Here is a 17,809-nt window from a genome sequence, read left to right on the forward strand (position 1 = left end):
GCTTCAGCGGCTCAGAACACGTCGCCGAGTCCTCAGCCGCGCGCGTCGGCCAGAATCCCCAACACCGCGTCCGAGGTGTAGAACGGTGCGAGCCGCTCGCGAATCAACTTGGCCAGCACGCCGTTTCGCTTCGCGCCCTCGATCACCGCAGGACCGTAGCGCAGGATCTCGGTGGCGATGTCGTCGCCGGAAAGGCCCAGCTCCGGCAGCATGGCGGCGAGCGTGTAGTCGCCGTACTTGGCGTAGAACACCTCGACGCACTCCGCGACGAGCAGGCCGAAGTACTCCTTCTCGCGGGTGGTCACGGCGACCTCGTAGCAGAGCAGCACGAGTTCGTTGAGATCCTTCTGGGTCAGGTACTCGCGCAAGCCGCTGACCGGCTCGTCGGCGTGGAGATCCCAGAACTCCATGGCGGCCGAGTGCACGGGTGCGTCGCGCAGCATCTCGCGGATCGCGTTGTTGGTGCGCTTCAGCGCGAACATCGCGCCCTTGCCCGCGAGATCACCGACGAACGTGCCGTCGGCGGCCTTCTTGGCGCGGTTGGCGGCCGACTGCCCCAGCGACATCAGCGAGGAGACGCCCGGGATCTTCTCGGCGCGCTCCCGGTTGGCCTGCATGAAGTCGTTGATCAGCTTGTCGACGAACTTCGAGGCCACGGTGGCGACCAGCGGGCTCTCGGTGAGCCGGTCCAGGATGCGCTCCTGGGCTTGGTGCATGCCGAGGATCTTCTCCAGCAACGCCTCGACCGGTTCCCGCTCGACCACCTCGCCGAGGGTGTAGTCGTGGTTGGCGGCGATGTTGTCGTAGATCGAGTCCGCGAACACCCCGACCATGTCGGCCAGCACGGGACTGCCGCCGATCAGGTCGACGACCGTCGCGACCGTCTGCTTCGCCTGGTCGAGCTCCACGACTTCACGGAACAGGAGCGTGTCGGCGACACCGAGCACCGCCTCGACATCGCGGGCGACGACCTCGGCGAAACGGTCGCCGGTCACCTCGGCAAGCAGGAAATCCACCTGGGCATCCAGCAGCCGTTCGGCGATCTCACGCGGCTCGCTCATCGAAAATTCCACCCATTCGTTCTCGGTCCGGCACGGTCGGACCAGCGCGGGTCAGCCCGCGTCGTTGTCGCGCAGCGATTTCCGTATCTGGTCCAGACGTTCCCGCGCGGCCTTCTCGCGCGCGGCGAATCGTTCGTCGGCGCTGCGGCCCGCCGGGGTCTGCCGGTCGAGCTCACCCATCCCCTGCGCAGTGCCGAAGCGCTGCTCGACCTTATCGCGAACCGACTCGAAAGTAGGCACCCCGGACGGCGAATATCCGCCGGTCTCGGATGGTGCGGTGATACCGGTCGGTTGAACCGGTACCGCCGGTACCGGGAAACCGCCTCCGACCTGCCCGGATGCCGAGGCGTCCGCGACGCCGCCATGCACGGAAGCGTCGGACGTGGCAGGACTCACATCGGATCCGGAGGCCGCATCAGTCGCTCCGATCAGCTCGTCCAGCGCCGCGCGCACGGCCCAGAACGTCGAGCGCCCCTCCACCGCGGCGCGCAAGGTCGCCGCCAGTTCCGCGTCCGGCAGGGCGGTGAGCCGCGCGAGGATTTCTCTCGTATCACTCATAACGCCAGGCTACGCACCGGAACAGACCACCCGCCCCGTTCTAATCGGCGAGGATCTCCGTCGCCCAGGCACGCAAGGTGGCGGGCCATTCGGCGCCGAGCAGCGCGATGAGATCGTTGTGCCCGCCGCCCGGCACCACCACGAGCCGCTTCGGTTCGGGCGCGGCGGCGTACAACCGCTCGGCATTGCGCAGCGGTAGCAGTTCGTCTTGGTCGCCGTGCATGATCAGCACCGGCGCGGTGAGCCCGGTGATCCGCCGCAGGTTCGGATAGGCGTCGGGGATCAACGGGCGGGGCAGGAACGGGTAGATCGACCCGGCCGCGTCGCGGATGCCGGTGAAGGTCGACATCAGCACCAACCCGGCGGGCGGGTGCGCCTCGGACAGCTCGAGCAGCACACCACCGCCCAGCGACTTGCCCAGGTACAGCACCCGATTCGGGTCCACCTCCGGCCGGGCGAGCAGCGCGGTGCGCGCCGCACGCGCGTCGAGGTAGGTGCCGTGCTCGCTGGGTCGTCCGGTGCTGCGGCCGTAGCCGCGGTAGTCGAAGGCGAGCACGTCGAAGCCCGCGGCGACCAGCAGCGCGAAGATCGCGACCCGGTCGCCGAGATTGCCCGCGTTGCCGTGCGCGAAGAGGACGTGCCCGATCGGCCGCGGCGCGGGCAGCCACCAGGCGTGCAGGGTCTCGCCGTCGTCGGTGCGCAGCGACAGGTCGGTGTAGTCGAGGCCGACCGCGGCAGGCGTCTGGAGGACCTGCCGCTCCGGCAGGTAGGTCAGCGCGTTGAGGATCCGAGCCGCGGGGTGTCGCATGCAGACGTTCTTACCCCGCCGAGCCGTGGTGAGTCGTCCCGACCCGCCCGACGGCGACACGACCGTCCTGTGTCCGTATCGGTCTTCGGATGTGCGGGACTACGGCGGCGACAGCCCGCGCCCCGGCTGGCCGACGGTGTCGCTGATACCTCGCGCCGACTCGGCCGCCGGGGTCAGTCGACGACCACGTCGACGCCGCGCCAGAACGCCACCCGGTCGCGCACCATCTCGGCGTCCGGCTTGGGTGCCGGATAGAACCAGGCGGCGTCGGGGTTGCGCTCGCCGTCGACGGTCACCGTGTAGTAGGACGCGGTGCCCTTCCACGGGCAGATCGTGTGATGCTCGCTGGGCTCGAAGTATTCGCGGCGCACGGCGTCCGCGGGGAAATAGTGATTGCCCTCCACCACCACGGTGTCGTCGCTCTCGGCGAGCACCGTCTCGCGCCATACCGCTCGTACGGTCATCGGAACTCCCGATCGTCGGAGGAAAGTTGCCACTCGCCACGCTACTACCGGATGGCAGACCCCCGCCGCTCGGAAACGACGAGACCCGTACGGCTTTGTGGCCGTACGGGTCTCGCTACGGACCATGCCTACCCGCGCAGGACCGCGCCCACCGCCTCGGCGGCCGACGCGACCGCGGCGTCGCGGGCGGCGCTCGCCTCGTCCTCGGTCAGCGTGCGATCCGCGGCGCGGAAGCGCAGGGCGTAGGTGAGGGACTTGCGACCCTCGCCCGCTTGCGCGCCCTCGTACACGTCGAACAGGGCGATGTCCTCCAGCAGCTCGCCGCCGCCGGTGCGCAGCGCGGCCTCGACCGAGCCCGCGGGCACCGACTTCTCGACGCTCACCGACACGTCCTGCAGCACCGCCGGGAACGGCGACACCACCGGAACCGGACGGGACTCGCGCAGCGGCAGCGCGTCCAGGTTCAGCTCGAGCGCGCAGGTCCGCGGCGGCAGGCCGGAGCGTTCCAGCACGGCCGGGTGCAGCTCACCGGCGTGGCCGACGACCTCGCCGTCCACCACCAGCTCAGCGCAGCGGCCGGGATGCCAGGGCAGGTGCGCGCCCGCGCGACGCTCGATGGTCACGCCCGCCGCGTCCGCGATGGCGTCGGCCAGAGCGAACGCGTCGGCGGCCTCGGCTTGCCGTCCCGGACCCCACGGTCCGCGCGGCTCGCGGCGGCCGGTCAGCACGGCGCCGACGTGCACCGGCTGGGCGGGCAGCGAGTCGATCAGCTCGGCGATCTGCTCGTCGGTCGGACGACGATCCACCGCGAGCGCCTCGACGGCCCTGGTGTTCGGACCCGGCAGCACCACCTGCGCGATGCCGTAGATCGTCAGGTCGCGGGCGCCGCGGGAGATATTGCGCGCGGCGACCTCGAACAGACCGGGCAGCAGCGTGGTGGCCAGTTCGGCGCGCTCCACGTCGAGCGGGTTGAGCACCCGGGTGGTGGTGCGGCGCGGGTCGTCGGCGTCCAGGCCCCAGGTGTCGAACACGCCCGAGGGCAGGAACATCGGCGGCGGCACCTCGACGCCACCGGCGAAGGCCAGCGCCCGGCTGACCGCGCGGCGACGGCGCTGCGCGGCGGTGAGTCCGCGCCCGGCCGGGGCGGTCGGCAGCACCGACGGGATCTGCTCCAGACCCTCGAGCCGGAGCACCTCTTCCACCAGGTCGGCGGGCTGGGCCAGGTCGGGCCGCCAGCTCGGCGGGGTGACCACGAGCTGACCGTGCCCGGTCTCCTCGTTCACCGACACCTCGACGGTGCAGCCGATCTGGGCGAGGCGGCGCGCGGACGTGCCGGTCGGGTAGGTGACGCCCGCGACGCGGTCGGCCAGGTCGATGTCGATGCGGATCGGCTCCGCGGGCGGCGTCGGGACTCGCACATCGGTGAGTGCCGACTCGATGGTGCCGCCCGCGATCTCGGCGAGCAGCGTGGCGGCCCGGTCCAGCGCGACGACGTTGATCTCCGGGTCGACCACGCGCTCGTAGCGCTTGCCCGCCTCGGACACCAGCTTGTGCCTGCGCGCCGTGCGGTAGACGAGCAGCGAGTTCCAGGTGGCCGCTTCGAGCACCACGTCGGTGGTCTGCGGACCGACCTCGGTGCTCGCGCCGCCCATGACGCCGGCCAGCGAGACCACACCGGAATCGTCGGCGATCACCACGTCCTCGGCGTCGAGCACGCGCTCCACCTCGTCGAGGGTGCGCAGCGACTCGCCCTTGTGCGCGGTGCGGACCACCAGGCCGCCGGTGAGCTCGGCGGCGTCGAACGCGTGCAGCGGCTGCCCCAGCTCGAGCATGACGTAGTTGGTCACGTCGACCGCGGGGGAGATCGGGCGCACGCCCGACAGCAGCAGCCGTCGCTGCAGCCACCACGGGCTGACCGCGTTCGGGTCGATGCCGGTGACCCGGCGCACCGCGAACCGGGTGCACTTCGAGGACGGCTCCAGCTTCACCGGCCAGGCGTCGGCCTCGTCGTCGGGCAGCGTGCGCACCGCCGGGTCGGCGTACTCGAGATCGAAGCCGCAGGCCAGCTCGCGAGCCAGGCCGCGCGCCGAGAAGCAGTAGCCGCGGTCGGGGGTGATGTTCAGCTCGATGACGGTGTCGTTCAGGCCGAGCAGCTCGTTGGCGTCCGTGCCCGGCTCGGCGGTGCCCGGCTCCAGCACCAGGATGCCGGAGTGGTCCTTGCCGATGCCCAGCTCGGCGACCGAGCAGATCATGCCGTGGGAGACGTGGCCGTAGGTCTTGCGCGAGGCGATCTTGAAGCCACCGGGCAGCTCGCCGCCGGGCAGGACCACCACGACGAGATCACCGACGGCGAAATTCCGTGCGCCGCAGACGATCTCTTGCAGCTCGGGGTTACCGACGTCGACCTTGCAGAAGCGGATCGGCTTCTTGAACTCGGTCAGCTCGGTGATCTCGGCGACACGGCCGACGACCAGCGGCTTGTCGATGTCACCGGTCACCCGCTGGAGCTTGTCGACCTCTTCGACTTCCAGACCCACGCGGACGAACCCGGCATCCAGCTCCTCCGGCGTCACCGACCACTCGGGCGTGGTGCGCTGGATGATCTCGGTCAGCCAGGACTGCGCTACTCGCACTTGAGGTTTCGCTCTCTCGATCGAAGGGAGTTCGGGAATCGGGCCGGTTCTACGACCGGATGCCGAAGGGCAGGGTGAACCGCACGTCGCCCTCGACGATGTCGCGCATGTCCGGGATGCCGTTGCGGAACTGCAGGGTGCGCTCCAGGCCCATGCCGAACGCGAACCCGCTGTACACCTCGGGATCGATCCCGCTGGCGATCAGCACCTTCGGGTTCACCATGCCGCAGCCGCCCCACTCGACCCAGCCCGCGCCGCCCTTCTTGTCCGGGAACCAGACGTCCACCTCGGCGGACGGCTCGGTGAACGGGAAGTAGTTCGGGCGCATCCTCGTGCGCGTCTCCGGGCCGAACAGGGCGCGGGCGAACGCGTCCAGGGTGCCGCGCAGATGCGCCATGGTCAGGCCCTTGTCCACCGCGAGGCCTTCGACCTGGGAGAACACCGGCGTGTGGGTGGCGTCCAGCTCGTCGGTGCGGAAGGTACGGCCCGGGCACACCACGTAGATCGGCAGGTCGCGCTCGAGCATCGAACGCACCTGCACCGGGGAGGTGTGGGTGCGCAGCACCTGGCGCGAACCCTCCGGCGCGATATGGAAGGTGTCCTGCATGGTGCGAGCCGGGTGGTCGGGCAGGAAGTTGAGCGCGTCGAAGTTGAAGTGCTCGGTCTCCACCTCGGGACCCTCGGCGACCTCCCAGCCCATCGCGACGAACACGTCGGCGATCTGCTCGGAGATGACCGTGATCGGATGGCGGGCACCGTCCGGGAGACGGCGGGCGGGCAGGGTGACGTCGATGGTCTCGGCCACCAGCACGGCCGCGTCGCGCTCGGCGAGCAGCACCGCGCGGCGCGACTCGAACGCCTCGGAAACCCGCGCCCGCGCCACGTTCACCCGCTTGCCCGCGTCGGCCTTCTCCGACTTGGGCAGACCGCCGAGCGCGCGCTGCGCGAGGGCGAGCGGCGCCTTGCCGCCGAGATGCTCGGTCTTGGCCACCGCGAGAGCGTCCAGGTCGGCGGCCGCCGCGAACGCCTTCTCGGCCTCGGCCGCCGCCGCGGCCAGCGCCTCCTCGGTCAGCGCGGTGACTTGCCCCTCGGCGTTCTGCTCGACTCCCGTGTTGTCGTCGGCCACGATCGTTCGTCTCTCCCCTGGGGATCGGTTCGCGGGTCCGGCTTATTGCCTACCCACATTGCTGCTGGTGGAATCCTATTGGATCGGCTGTGCCCGAATCACGCGGATTACCCGCTACCGGCCCGGCGACTGTGCTAGAGCCGCCGATCGGATCCGTGGCAGCGGGCATCCGCGCAGGTATCCGCCTCGCTCGGCGCGAGCGATGGCAGTGGAGACGTGACCGCCCGTCTCCTCGCCACGACCTGCTATCCGACCGGTCACCAGAGCGGTTCGTACACCGCCTCGCCGTCCAGATCGGGGGCGACCGGCAGGAAATCCGGAACCGTCCGCACGGCGCTGGCCCGCATCTTGGCGACCGCCTCTTCGACGCCGGGCGCGGCGATGCCGAGCCGGTCGAGCAGTTCCGCGCGCACCTCGAGGAACTCCGGCCGGTCGACGGCGAACTCCTCCTCCAGCTCGGCCACCGGACGGCCCGCGCCGAGATCGCGCCAGTACGGGTAGGTCGCGATCAAGGTGACCGCCTCGACCAGATCGGCGGCGAGTAGGACCGCGCCGCCCTCGGAGTCGGCGTACAGCACCGGGCGCTCCGTGCCCGGCGCGCCACACAGGAAGAACGTGCCGCCCGCACCGTCACCGGCGATCGGCGTGAGCGGCGTTCCGTTCGGCAGCCGCAGGTCCTCGACAGGCTGGCGGCGCCTGATATCGAAATCGCTCGGCCAGGCCAGCAGCCCGGCCAGTTCGGGATCGCCCTCGATCCGGCGCAGCAGTTCGTCCCCGGCGCTCATGATCGAACCCTAGAACGCCTCGGCGTGTCGCACACGAGAACCGCCGAAGGCGCGCCTACCGGTAGCGGACTCGGGAATTCGCGTACAGGCAGATGGCGGCGGCGGTCGCGAGGTTGAGGCTCTCGGCGCGGCCGCGGATGGGGATGCGGATCCGGTGGTCGGCGCGGGCGGTGACGGCGGGCGCGAGGCCGTGCGCCTCGTTGCCGAACAGCCAGGCGACGCGGCCGGTGAACAGTTCGTCGGCGTCGTCGAGGTCGACCTCGCCGTCGGCGGCGGTGGCCAGGATCGTGATCCCGGCGGCGGTCAGGGCGTCCAGCGTTTCGGCGACATCACGGTGCCGGGCGATCGGGACGTGGAACAGACTGCCCGCGCTGGCGCGCACGCACTTGCCGTTGTGCGGGTCGACGGCGTCACCGGCCAGCACGACCGCGTCGGCGCCGACCGAATCCACCACCCGGATGAGCGTGCCCGCGTTGCCCGGCTCGGCGATCTCGACCGGCACCGCCAGCATGCGCGGCTCGGCGGCGAGCACCTCGTCGAGCCGGACGTCGACCAGATCGCACACGGCGACCAGGCCGGGCGCCGTCACGGTCTCCCCCAGATGCTCGGCCGCGCGCTCGCTCACCAACGTGGCCCGGACCCCGTCGGCGACCGCGCCCGCGATCAGCGCGTGGTCGCGTTCGGCCGCCGTCGGCGAATAGAACAGCTCACGCACCCGGCCGGTCTCCAGTGCCGCGGTGACCGAGTTCGCGCCCTCGGCGAGGAACAGCCCGGTCTTGCGGCGCTGTGGCGCGCGGTGCAGCTTGACAGCGGAAACGACCCGCGGATTGCGCTCGGAGAGCGCGTCCGCGGGTCGTTCCGAAAGGTGTCCCTTGGTCAACAGGGTCGGCCGGATCAGGCGGCCGGGGCGTTGACGTCCTGCGGGAGGGCGGCCTTGGCGACAGCGACCAGACCTGCGAAGGCCTCGGCGTCGGAGACGGCGAGCTCGGCCAGGATCTTGCGGTCCACCTCGACACCGGCGGCCTTCAGGCCCTGGATGAACCGGTTGTAGGTGATGTCGTTGATGCGCGCCGCGGCGTTGATGCGGGCGATCCACAGCTTGCGGAAGTCACCCTTGCGCGCCCGGCGGTCCCGGTAGGCGTAGGTGAGCGAGTGCAGCTGCTGTTCCTTGGCCTTGCGGTAAAGCCGCGAGCGCTGGCCCCGGTAGCCCTTGGAGGCCTCGAGGATGGAACGGCGCTTCTTCTGAGCGTTGACGGCCCTCTTGACGCGTGCCACTGGTCAGTCCTTGATCGAATAGGGGGCGCGTGCGGCGCCCGGGAGGTTGGTCAGGGGTGGCGTCCGGAATCTCCGGTCGCGGTGCTGCCCGAAGGGGATCAGATACCCAGCAGCTTCTTCACGCGACGGACGTCGGCAGCCGCGACGACCTCCGTGCCGTCCAGACGACGAGTCCGGCGGGTGGGCTTGTGCTCGAACAGGTGGCGACGGTTCGCCTGCTGGCGCAGCAGCTTGCCTTTACCGGACACCTTGAATCGCTTCGAGGCGCCGCTGTGGCTCTTCATCTTCGGCATGGATTCCTCTATCTGGTCGTCCCGGCGGTCGTCACCCGACCGCCGGTGTCTGTTCGTATAACTGCGGGCGTGGCCTACTCGGCCTGCTCCGCGGCCGGGGTCTCACCGGCGGGCGCGGCGCTCGCGGCAGGCCGTCCGGCCGATTCCTGCTGCGCCTTCACGCGGGTCTTCGCTCCCTTGTGGGGTGCGAGGACCATGGTCATGTTCCGGCCGTCCTGCTTGGCCGAGGTCTCCACGAAACCCAGGTCCGCGACGTCGGAGGCCAGCCGTTGCAGCAACCGGAACCCGAGTTCGGGCCGGGACTGCTCGCGACCCCGGAACATGATCGTCACCTTGACCTTGGACCCGGCTTCGAGGAAGCGAACGACATTGCGCTTCTTGGTCTCGTAGTCGTGGTCGTCGATCTTGGGCCGGAGCTTCTGCTCCTTGATCACGGTCTGCTGCTGGTTCTTCCGAGACTCCCGCGCCTTCTGCGCCGTCTCGTACTTGAACTTGCCGTAGTCCATGATCTTGCAAACCGGCGGACGGGCATCCGGAGCCACCTCGACCAGGTCGAGATCGGCCTCGAGGGCGACGCGTAGCGCATCTTCAACACGCACGATCCCAACCTGCTCGCCGCCAGGTCCGATGAGTCGAACCTCGGGAACGCGGATGCGATCGTTGATGCGGGTCTCAGTGCTGATGGGGCCTCCTAGGTCAAGCGGTGTCGTCAGACGACCGCAGGCAATAACTGCAACCCCTTGTTCAACACAAAAGCCCCGGTGCGGTATTTCACCGCAACGGGGCCCGAGTCGACCGATCACCGATGCCAGGCATCGACTCTTGCGCGCGAGAAGGCTCTCCGCGCAAGAAACCCACCACTTCGGGCGGGTGACCGGACCGTTTGACCTATACGATTGCTCGTCGGCAACGGTGGGAGTCGGGCTCCACTTATCAGCCCCGGGTCGTGCGGCACCTGGCAACACGGTTCGGGGCGGTCGTCAGCGGAAAGTCTAGCATTGCCGTCCGCTATCGCCGAATCGGCTCGAAAACGCGTTGCGCGGCCCCCAGCGGCGGTGCCACGCTCCCCCGGTGCCCGTCTCCTTCACCGACTTGCTGCGCTGGCAGTTCGACCTGACTTGGTCGCTGGCGAGCTACCACTTCGACGCCCTGACACCCGATGACTTGCGGTGGGAACCCGGCCCGCTCGTCTGGACCGTACACCGCGGCGCGGACGGCAATTGGCGACCGGACTGGGCCGATACCGAACCCGACCCGATCCCCGTGCCCACCATCGCCTGGCTCACCTGGCACATCGACTGGTGGTGGAGCAGCGCGCTGGCCCACCTCGAGGGCCGCGTCCCGCCGCCGCGCGAGCAGGTGTACTGGGCGGGCGACGCGGCGCGGGCGCGGCTCGACGAACTCCGCGCCGCATGGTCCGCGGCGCTGGACGCCGCGGATCCGAACGCGCCCGCCGCGTATCCGTGGCCCGCCGACGCCGGGCTCACTGTGACGCACCTCGCTGCCTGGGTGAACGCCGAGCTGATGAAGAACGTCGCGGAGCTCGGCCAGCTCCGACTGCTCCGGGCGGCCTCGCTAGCCTGAGGGCATGACTGACGACCTCGACTCCGTGCGCGAATTGGCCGACATCCCCGCCGTCGAGGTGATCAGCCGCGCCGCCGTGATGCTGATGAGTTCGGCCGCGGAGAAGCTCGGACTCGCCGATCCGGACCCGGAAAGCAGCCCGCACCGCGATCTGGACGAGGCCCGCCGCGTCATCACGGCGCTCGCCGGCCTGGTCACCGCCTCGGTCGAATACCTCGGGCCGCACGCCGGACCGATCCGCGAAGGCCTGCAGTCCCTGCAGCGGGCATTCCGCGAGGCCTCCGCCCACCCGGACGAGCCGGGCAAGGGCCCGGGCGAGAAGTACACCGGCCCGGTCTACTGAGCCGGTTTTCCCGTCCCGTCCGCCGCGACCGCCCACGCGGGCGGCGGTCGATGCGGCATGCTGGCAGCATGGCGACACCGATCTTGCTCGTTCCCGGATTCTGGCTCGGCGCGTGGGCGTGGGACGAGGTGGCCGAAGACCTGCGCGGGCGCGGTTTCGACGTGCGGGCGCTGACGCTGCCCGGGCTCGACCCCGACGACGACGACCGGCTCGCGGCCACCATCGAGGAGCAGGCGGGGGCCATCCTGGCGGCCATCGACCCCGCGGATTCCGCTGTGCTGGTGTCGCATTCGGGCGGCGCCGCGCCGGGTTACCTGGCCACCGATGTCGCGCCGGAGCGTTTTCAGCACGCGGTGTACGTCGACTGCGCGCCGGTGCCGGACGGTTTCGTGCTCAACGATTCGCTCGGCGCGGCGCGCGAGTTCCCGCTACCGAGCTGGGAGCAGTTGGCGGAAGAGGGTGACAGCCTCGTCGGGCTGAACCCGGAGCAACTAGCCCGCTTCCGGGAGCGCGCGGTGTCGGAACCTGCGAGCATCGCGGGCGCGCCACTGCGGCTGAGCGATTCGCCCGCGCGCCTCGCGGTGCCGACGACGGTGGTGTGCACCAGCATCACCGCGGAGCTGGTGCGGCAGCTGAGCACGAGCGGCGAGGCGCCGGTGTTCAGCGAGATCGCGCGATTCGACGCGACGCTGATCGACCTGCCGACCGGACACTGGCCCATGTGGTCGAAGCCGATGGAGCTGGCGCAGATCATCGCCACGGCCGCGTCGGAGTCGGCGAAGAACTGAGGGCCGCGCGGCCGAGACGGGGCGGGCCGACACGACCGGCCCCGCCCGGCGCGTTCACTGCCCCGGGGTGACCGAGATCGACGAGCCGGTGGCGATCATGTTGGCGAGGGCCTGGAGAAGGCTGGTCAGACCGGCGCTTCCGCTGTCCATGGGGATTCCTTTCGCTGTGCGGCGCGCTCAGGCGCCCGGGTTGTAGTTGATGGACGATCCACTGCTCAGGAACGTGAGGATCTGCGCGACGAGCGCGGCGATGTCGACGCCTTCCATGGGCGTATTCCTTTCTCTCCCACCGGTTCTCGGGCGCGCAAGCGCCACGAATCGGTGCACTCACCGTGACTGTCCCGGACGCGCCCGGACACGGTGAGCCGATCTTACACACGGCTGTTTCACTTTTTCCGGCGTTTTCGGGACCCAATGCGCGGGGCACTCCCGCGCGCGCATCGGGTGCGCCGCCCATTGCGCAACGACGTTCGAACCACCCGTGCGCGTTGCCCGGCCCGCTGGCCCGACCCGGTCGAACTACCCACCGTCGACCAACTCGCCGAAACGACGAGTGGCCGCGTCCTGGAGACGCGGCCACTCGATCGACGCAGCTTTGTCGATCAGCTCTGTTGTTCGATCAACGCAGCGCGGCGGCCTTCCTTGCCAGCCGCTTCGCCGCCGCGGTCTCCGACGGCGCCTTCTTGGCCGCCGCCTTCTCGGCCGGAGCCTTCGCCGCCTTGGTCGGCTTCGAAGCCGTCGGCTCCGCCGGAACCGCCTTGGCCGCCGCCTTCTTCACGGCCTTCTTCGCCGGGGCACGCTTGGCCGGAGCCGTCGCGGCGGGCTGAGCGAGCACCTCCTTCAGGAACTGGCCCGTGTAGCTGTTCGGCACGTCCGCGACGTCCTCCGGAACGCCCTCGGCCACCACGGTGCCGCCGCCGGAGCCGCCCTCGGGACCCATGTCGACCACCCAGTCGGAGGTCTTGATGACGTCCAGGTTGTGCTCGATGACGATGACGGTGTTGCCCTTGTCGACCAGACCGTTGATGACGGCGAGCAGCTTGCGGATGTCCTCGAAGTGCAGACCGGTGGTCGGCTCGTCGAGGATGTAGACCGTGCGGCCGGTGGAACGCTTCTGCAACTCCGCCGCCAGCTTCACGCGCTGCGCCTCGCCGCCGGACAGCGTCGGCGCGCTCTGGCCGAGGCGCACGTAGCCGAGGCCGACGTCCACCAGGGTCTTGAGGTAGCGGTGGATCGAGGTGACCGGCTCGAAGAACTCGGCGGCCTCCTCGATGGACATGTCCAGCACCTCGGCGATGGTCTTGCCCTTGTAGTGCACCTCGAGGGTTTCCCGGTTGTAGCGCGCGCCGTGGCAGACCTCGCACGGCACGTACACGTCCGGCAGGAAGTTCATCTCGATCTTCAGCGTGCCGTCGCCGGAGCACGCCTCGCAGCGGCCGCCCTTGACGTTGAACGAGAACCGGCCGGGCTGGTAGCCGCGCACCTTCGCCTCGGTGGTCGCCGCGAACAGGGTCCTGATCTTGTCGAACACGCCGGTGTAGGTGGCCGGGTTGGAGCGCGGCGTCCGGCCGATCGGGGACTGATCGACCTGCACCAGCTTGTCCAGGTGATCCAGGCCGTTGACCCTGGTGTGCCTGCCCGGCACCTGGCGAGCGCCGTTGAGCTTGTTCGCCAGCACGGTGGCCAGGATGTCGTTGACCAGCGTCGACTTGCCCGAGCCCGAGACGCCGGTCACCGAGGTGAGCACGCCGAGCGGGAAGGAGACGTCGATGCCCTTCAGGTTGTGCTCGGTGGCGCCGACCACGGTGAGCTTGCGCTTCTTGTCCACCGGTCGGCGCACCATCGGCACCTCGATGCGCTCGCGGCCCGAAAGGTACGCGCCGGTCAGCGAATTCGGGTCGGTGAGCAGTTCCTGGTACGGGCCGCTGTGCACCACTCGGCCGCCGTGCTCGCCCGCCAGCGGGCCGATGTCGACCACCCAGTCCGAGGCGCGGATGGTGTCTTCGTCGTGTTCGACCACGATCAGCGTGTTGCCGAGATTCTTGAGCCGCGTGAGGGTTTCGATGAGTCGCCGGTTGTCGCGCTGGTGCAGGCCGATGGACGGCTCGTCCAGCACGTACAGCACGCCGACCAGGCCGGAGCCGATCTGGGTGGCCAGCCGGATGCGCTGCGCCTCACCGCCGGACAGGGTCGCGGCGGCACGGGACAGCGTCAGGTACTCCAGGCCGACGTCGAGCAAGAAGCCCAGGCGCGCCTGAACCTCCTTGAGCACCTGCCCGGCGATCGCGGCCTCGCGCTCCCCCAGCGTCAGCGAGTTGAGGAACTTCGAGCAGTCGCCGATCGACAGGTCGCTGACGTCGGCGATGGACTTGCGCTCCTCGGCCGCGGCGATGGTGACGGCCAGGATCTCCGGGCGCAGCCGCGCGCCGTTGCAGACGGGGCACGGGATATCGCGCATGTACCCCTCGTAGTGCTCCTTCATCTGCTCGGAGTCGGTGTTCTCCATGCGCCGCTGGAGGAACGGCATGACGCCCTCGAAGTCGGCGTAGTAGGAGCGCTTGCGTCCGTAGCGGTTGGTGTAGGAGACGTGCACCTGGTCGGCGCTGCCCTCGAGCACGGCCTTGCGCGCCTTGACCGGCAGCTCCCGCCACGGGGTGTCCATGGAGAAGCCGATGGCCTCGGCGAGGCCCGACAGCAGCCGGGTGAAGTACTCCGCGGTCTGCCCGCGCGACCACGGCGCGATGGCGCCCGCGGCGAGGCTGAGCTCGGGATCGGGAACCACCAGGTCCGGGTCGACCTCCTTGCGGATGCCGAGGCCGGTGCAGTCCGGGCAGGCGCCGTAGGGCGAGTTGAACGAGAACGACCTCGGCTCGAGATCCTCGATGTCGAGCGGGTGGCCGTTGGGGCAGGCGAGACGCTCGGAGAAGCGGCGCTCCCGGTCGTGGGCGTGCTCGTCGCGGTCGACGAAGTCCAGCACCACGATGCCGTCGGCAAGGCGCAGCGCGGTCTCGATGGAATCGGTCAGGCGCTGCTTGGAGGTCGGCTTGACGGTGAGCCGGTCCACGACGACCTCGACGTCGTGCTTCTCCTGCTTCTTCAGCTTCGGCGGATCGGTGAGCGGATACACCACGCCGTCGACCCGCACCCGGGAGTAGCCCTGGGTGTTGAGCTGGTCGAACAGGTCGACGAACTCGCCCTTGCGTGTCCGCACCACCGGCGCGAGCACCTGGAACTTGGTGCCCTCCTCCATGGCGAGCACCTGATCGACGATCTGCTGCGGGGTCTGCTTGGCGATCAGCTCGCCGCAGACCGGGCAGTGCGGAGTGCCCGCGCGTGCGTAGAGCAGACGCAGGTAGTCGTAGACCTCGGTGATGGTGCCCACGGTCGAGCGCGGGTTGCGGTTGGTGGACTTCTGATCGATGGACACCGCGGGCGACAGACCCTCGATGAAGTCGACATCGGGCTTGTCCATCTGCCCGAGGAACTGCCTGGCGTAGGCCGACAGCGATTCGACGTACCGGCGCTGGCCCTCGGCGAAGATGGTGTCGAAGGCGAGGCTGGACTTGCCGGAGCCGGACAATCCGGTGAACACGATCAGGCTGTCGCGGGGCAGATCGAGGTCGACCCCCTTCAGGTTGTGCTCCCGGGCTCCGCGCACGGTGAGGCGTTCCGCCACCAGGTGTGTCCCTTCTCGATCGTGTGTTGACGTGCAGACATACCCCCGTTGGCCACTCTAGGCCGGGGCACCGACAAGTTTCGTCCGAGCGGCCGCCGAGCTGCTCGGACACCGCACGCGCGGGGCCGTCAGCCCGCCCGTCGCGTGCCCTCCGACCGCCCGATGACCTGCCATCCGTGCGCGTCCACCGTGACGGTCAACACCTCCGGCCCGATCCGCAGCCCGCTGATCCGCAGTGGCAGATACCGCTCGGGCACGGCGGGCGCCACCTCCGCCGCGCCCGCACCCGGCTCCAGCCGGACCAGGCTGCGCAGGAACAGCAGCGGCGCGGCCGCGGCCCAGGCCTGCGGCGAGCACGAGGTCGGGTACGGCACCGGCGCGTCGAACTCGGCGCGGTCGAAACCGCAGAACAGTTCGGGCAGCCGGTAGCCGAACCGGACCGAGGCGTCGAGCACCGCGTCGATCACCCGGGTGGCGTGCTCGGTGAGTCCGTAGCGCATCAGCCCGGCCGCGCAGACCGCGTTGTCGTGCGGCCACACCGATCCGTTGTGGTAACTGACGGGGTTGTAGGCGCCCATGTCGCTGGACAGGGTTCGGATGCCCCAGCCGGTGAACATGTCGGGGGCGAGCAACCGGTCCGCGACCAGCGCCGCCTTGTCCTCGTCCACGATACCGGTCCACAGGCAGTGGCCGATGTTCGAGGTCAGCGCGTCGATCGGCCGTTTGTCCCGGTCCAGTCCGACGGCGTACCAGCCGCGTTCGGGCAGCCAGAACTTCGCGTTGAACTCGGCCTTGAGCCGGGCGGCCGCGGCGCGCAGCCGGGCGGCGGTGTCTCGGTCGCCGAGGTCGGCGGCCAGCTCGGCCCTCGCCAGGTACGCCGCGTAGACATAGCCCTGTACCTCCGCGAGCGCGATGGGCGGTTCGGGCAGCGTTCCGTCGGCGAAGTTGATCCCGTCCCAGGAGTCCTTCCAGCCCTGGTTGTCCAGACCGTGGTCGGCTTCCCGCCGGTATTCGACGAAACCGTCCCCGTCGGCGTCGCCGTAGCGCTGGATCCACTCGATGGCGCGGTCGGCGTGCGGCAGCAGTTCGTCGCGGGTGGCGGCGTCGAGTCCCCAGCGGTGCAGCTCGCCGAGCACCATGACGAAAAGCGGTGTGGCGTCGACTGTTCCGTAGTACACCCGGTCCCCGCCGAGCAGTTTCGTCGCGGCCCGGCCGAAGCGGATCTCGTGCGGGATACGGCCGGGTTGTTCCTCGGTCGCAGTGTGCTCGCGGACGCCCTGGAGACCGGCCAGGCTCTGCAAGGTGCCGATGGCCAGCCTGCGATCCACCGGCAGCACCATCCACGAGGTGAGCAGCGAGTCCCGTCCGAACAACGCCATGAACCACGGCGCGCCCGCCGCGACCACCGCGCGCTCGGGACTGGCGGGATCGAAGATGCGCAGGGCGCCGAGATCGGCGACGGCGCGGCGCAGCACGGCGGCCAGCGTCGGGTCGCCGGTCCGCACCCGCGGCGAGTTCTCGTACCAGGCGCGCAGCCGCCGGGCGGGCGCGCTGTGCGCGATCGAGCTGCCGCACATGTGCCGGGGCGTGACCGCTGCCGAGCCGAGCAACGGCTGATACTGGACGCACGTCGACCAGGACCCGCGCGCGGGCAGCCGGACCGACCAGCGCAGCCGTCTGCCGTCGAACGTCGCGTCCACTGCCCGAACCGCCACCGCGACGCCGAGCGCGGGCGCCGCGATTTCGAGACCGCCGTCGTCCACCCGGTCCTCGGTGTCGGGGCCCGCGCCGACGCGACCTTCCTTGACCTCGAACAGATCCGCGAAATCGGCGTCCACCTCGAGCACGATCGCGCAGTCGATGGGCTCGCCGGAGAGGTTGCGCACGGTGAGGTCCTCGCGCATGCCGTCGCCGACGTGCCGTCCGACGATCACCAGCGCGGTGCTGTCGGCGCGGCCCGGCGGCGGCGCGGTGCGCGCGAGCAGCGTGGCGCTGTAGGGGTCGGCGTACTGCACGCTCAACGGTTGCGGCGCTTGGCCGTCCACGGTCAAGCGCCAGCGCGAGAGCACCCTGGTGTCGCGGACGAACAGGCCCTGCGCCCGGCGCGGCTCGATACCGCCGCCGGATTCGCTGAGGCAGAACGTGGATCCCTCGACGAGCGTGACCGCGCCCGCCGTCCCGTGTTGCGCGGGTCCGCTGCCCCACGGGTCCATGACGTCACCCGTCCTTGCGCCGGGGATCGGCCGGAGCGCTCGGGGCGTTCCGCGGTGTCGCTGAATCGGTCATCGTTCGACAACTTCCACGCGTGCGGTCCAGAAATCCAGCATACTCGGAACATCAATACGCCCAGGGCAATTCGACCCGTTCCGTTCGCCAGATATTCGCTGGGACGGGATTCCCGAGATCGGCCCCGGG

General features: G+C 70.0%; 16 protein-coding genes. 3 read left to right on the forward strand and 13 right to left on the reverse strand.

Annotated elements, in window-relative coordinates:
- Window positions 1-32: 32 nt before the first annotated feature.
- The 11 genes from T333_RS32675 to infC all read right to left on the reverse strand — a co-directional run bounded on the left by T333_RS32675 (window position 33) and on the right by infC (window position 9,731).
- Complete coding sequence (locus tag T333_RS32675) at window positions 33-1,061, reverse strand: hypothetical protein (protein ID WP_355004048.1); 1,029 nt, start codon at window positions 1,059-1,061, stop codon at window positions 33-35.
- Between the two features lie 51 nt (window positions 1,062-1,112).
- Entirely contained in the window at window positions 1,113-1,619 is a 507-nt protein-coding gene (locus T333_RS32680) for a hypothetical protein (RefSeq protein WP_496426904.1), read from the reverse strand.
- Between the two features lie 40 nt (window positions 1,620-1,659).
- Entirely contained in the window at window positions 1,660-2,427 is a 768-nt protein-coding gene (locus tag T333_RS32685; protein ID WP_496426905.1) for an alpha/beta hydrolase, read from the reverse strand.
- A gap of 173 nt (window positions 2,428-2,600) precedes the next feature.
- A complete protein-coding gene (locus T333_RS32690) occupies window positions 2,601-2,891 on the reverse strand; it encodes a DUF427 domain-containing protein (protein WP_355004051.1) in 291 nt (96 codons plus the stop codon).
- A 128-nt stretch (window positions 2,892-3,019) separates the two neighbouring features.
- Window positions 3,020-5,524: a phenylalanine--tRNA ligase subunit beta gene (gene pheT / locus T333_RS32695; RefSeq protein WP_496426906.1), complete on the reverse strand. Its 2,505-nt coding sequence runs from the start codon at window positions 5,522-5,524 to the stop codon at window positions 3,020-3,022.
- Window positions 5,525-5,573: 49 nt separating this feature from the next.
- Window positions 5,574-6,650: a phenylalanine--tRNA ligase subunit alpha gene (gene pheS, locus T333_RS32700; protein ID WP_067793129.1), complete on the reverse strand. Its 1,077-nt coding sequence runs from the start codon at window positions 6,648-6,650 to the stop codon at window positions 5,574-5,576.
- 257 nt (window positions 6,651-6,907) lie between these two features.
- Window positions 6,908-7,435 (reverse strand): hypothetical protein, encoded by a 528-nt coding sequence (locus tag T333_RS32705; protein WP_496426907.1) that lies wholly within the window; start codon window positions 7,433-7,435, stop codon window positions 6,908-6,910.
- A 55-nt stretch (window positions 7,436-7,490) separates the two neighbouring features.
- Window positions 7,491-8,315: a TrmH family RNA methyltransferase gene (locus tag T333_RS32710; RefSeq protein WP_496426908.1), complete on the reverse strand. Its 825-nt coding sequence runs from the start codon at window positions 8,313-8,315 to the stop codon at window positions 7,491-7,493.
- A 14-nt stretch (window positions 8,316-8,329) separates the two neighbouring features.
- Window positions 8,330-8,710 carry a 50S ribosomal protein L20 gene (gene rplT / locus T333_RS32715; protein WP_039797323.1) on the reverse strand — a complete coding sequence of 127 codons (381 nt, stop codon included), beginning with the start codon at window positions 8,708-8,710 and terminating at the stop codon, window positions 8,330-8,332.
- 98 nt (window positions 8,711-8,808) lie between these two features.
- Window positions 8,809-9,003, reverse strand: coding sequence for a 50S ribosomal protein L35 (gene rpmI / locus T333_RS32720; RefSeq protein ID WP_040706116.1), 195 nt, complete (start codon window positions 9,001-9,003; stop codon window positions 8,809-8,811).
- A gap of 74 nt (window positions 9,004-9,077) precedes the next feature.
- Window positions 9,078-9,731 (reverse strand): translation initiation factor IF-3, encoded by a 654-nt coding sequence (gene infC / locus T333_RS32725; protein WP_084501921.1) that lies wholly within the window; start codon window positions 9,729-9,731, stop codon window positions 9,078-9,080.
- Window positions 9,732-10,074: 343 nt separating this feature from the next.
- Here infC and T333_RS32730 point away from each other — a divergent pair, with 343 nt between their 5' ends.
- From T333_RS32730 to T333_RS32740, 3 genes are all read left to right on the forward strand, one after another.
- On the forward strand, window positions 10,075-10,587 hold the full coding sequence (locus T333_RS32730; protein ID WP_496426909.1) for a DinB family protein: 513 nt from the start codon (window positions 10,075-10,077) through the stop codon (window positions 10,585-10,587).
- A gap of 4 nt (window positions 10,588-10,591) precedes the next feature.
- A complete protein-coding gene (locus tag T333_RS32735; RefSeq protein ID WP_355004056.1) occupies window positions 10,592-10,930 on the forward strand; it encodes a DUF1844 domain-containing protein in 339 nt (112 codons plus the stop codon).
- A gap of 68 nt (window positions 10,931-10,998) precedes the next feature.
- Window positions 10,999-11,718: an alpha/beta fold hydrolase gene (locus T333_RS32740; protein WP_357256030.1), complete on the forward strand. Its 720-nt coding sequence runs from the start codon at window positions 10,999-11,001 to the stop codon at window positions 11,716-11,718.
- Between the two features lie 619 nt (window positions 11,719-12,337).
- Here the strand turns inward: T333_RS32740 and uvrA are convergent.
- Together uvrA and T333_RS32750 are read right to left on the reverse strand one after the other, a co-directional pair.
- A complete protein-coding gene (uvrA, locus tag T333_RS32745) occupies window positions 12,338-15,394 on the reverse strand; it encodes an excinuclease ABC subunit UvrA (protein WP_355004058.1) in 3,057 nt (1,018 codons plus the stop codon).
- Window positions 15,395-15,522: 128 nt separating this feature from the next.
- Complete coding sequence (locus tag T333_RS32750; RefSeq protein ID WP_496426910.1) at window positions 15,523-17,607, reverse strand: amylo-alpha-1,6-glucosidase; 2,085 nt, start codon at window positions 17,605-17,607, stop codon at window positions 15,523-15,525.
- Between the last annotated feature and the right edge of the window lie 202 nt (window positions 17,608-17,809).

Source organism: Nocardia sp. CNS-044, assembly GCF_059570515.1.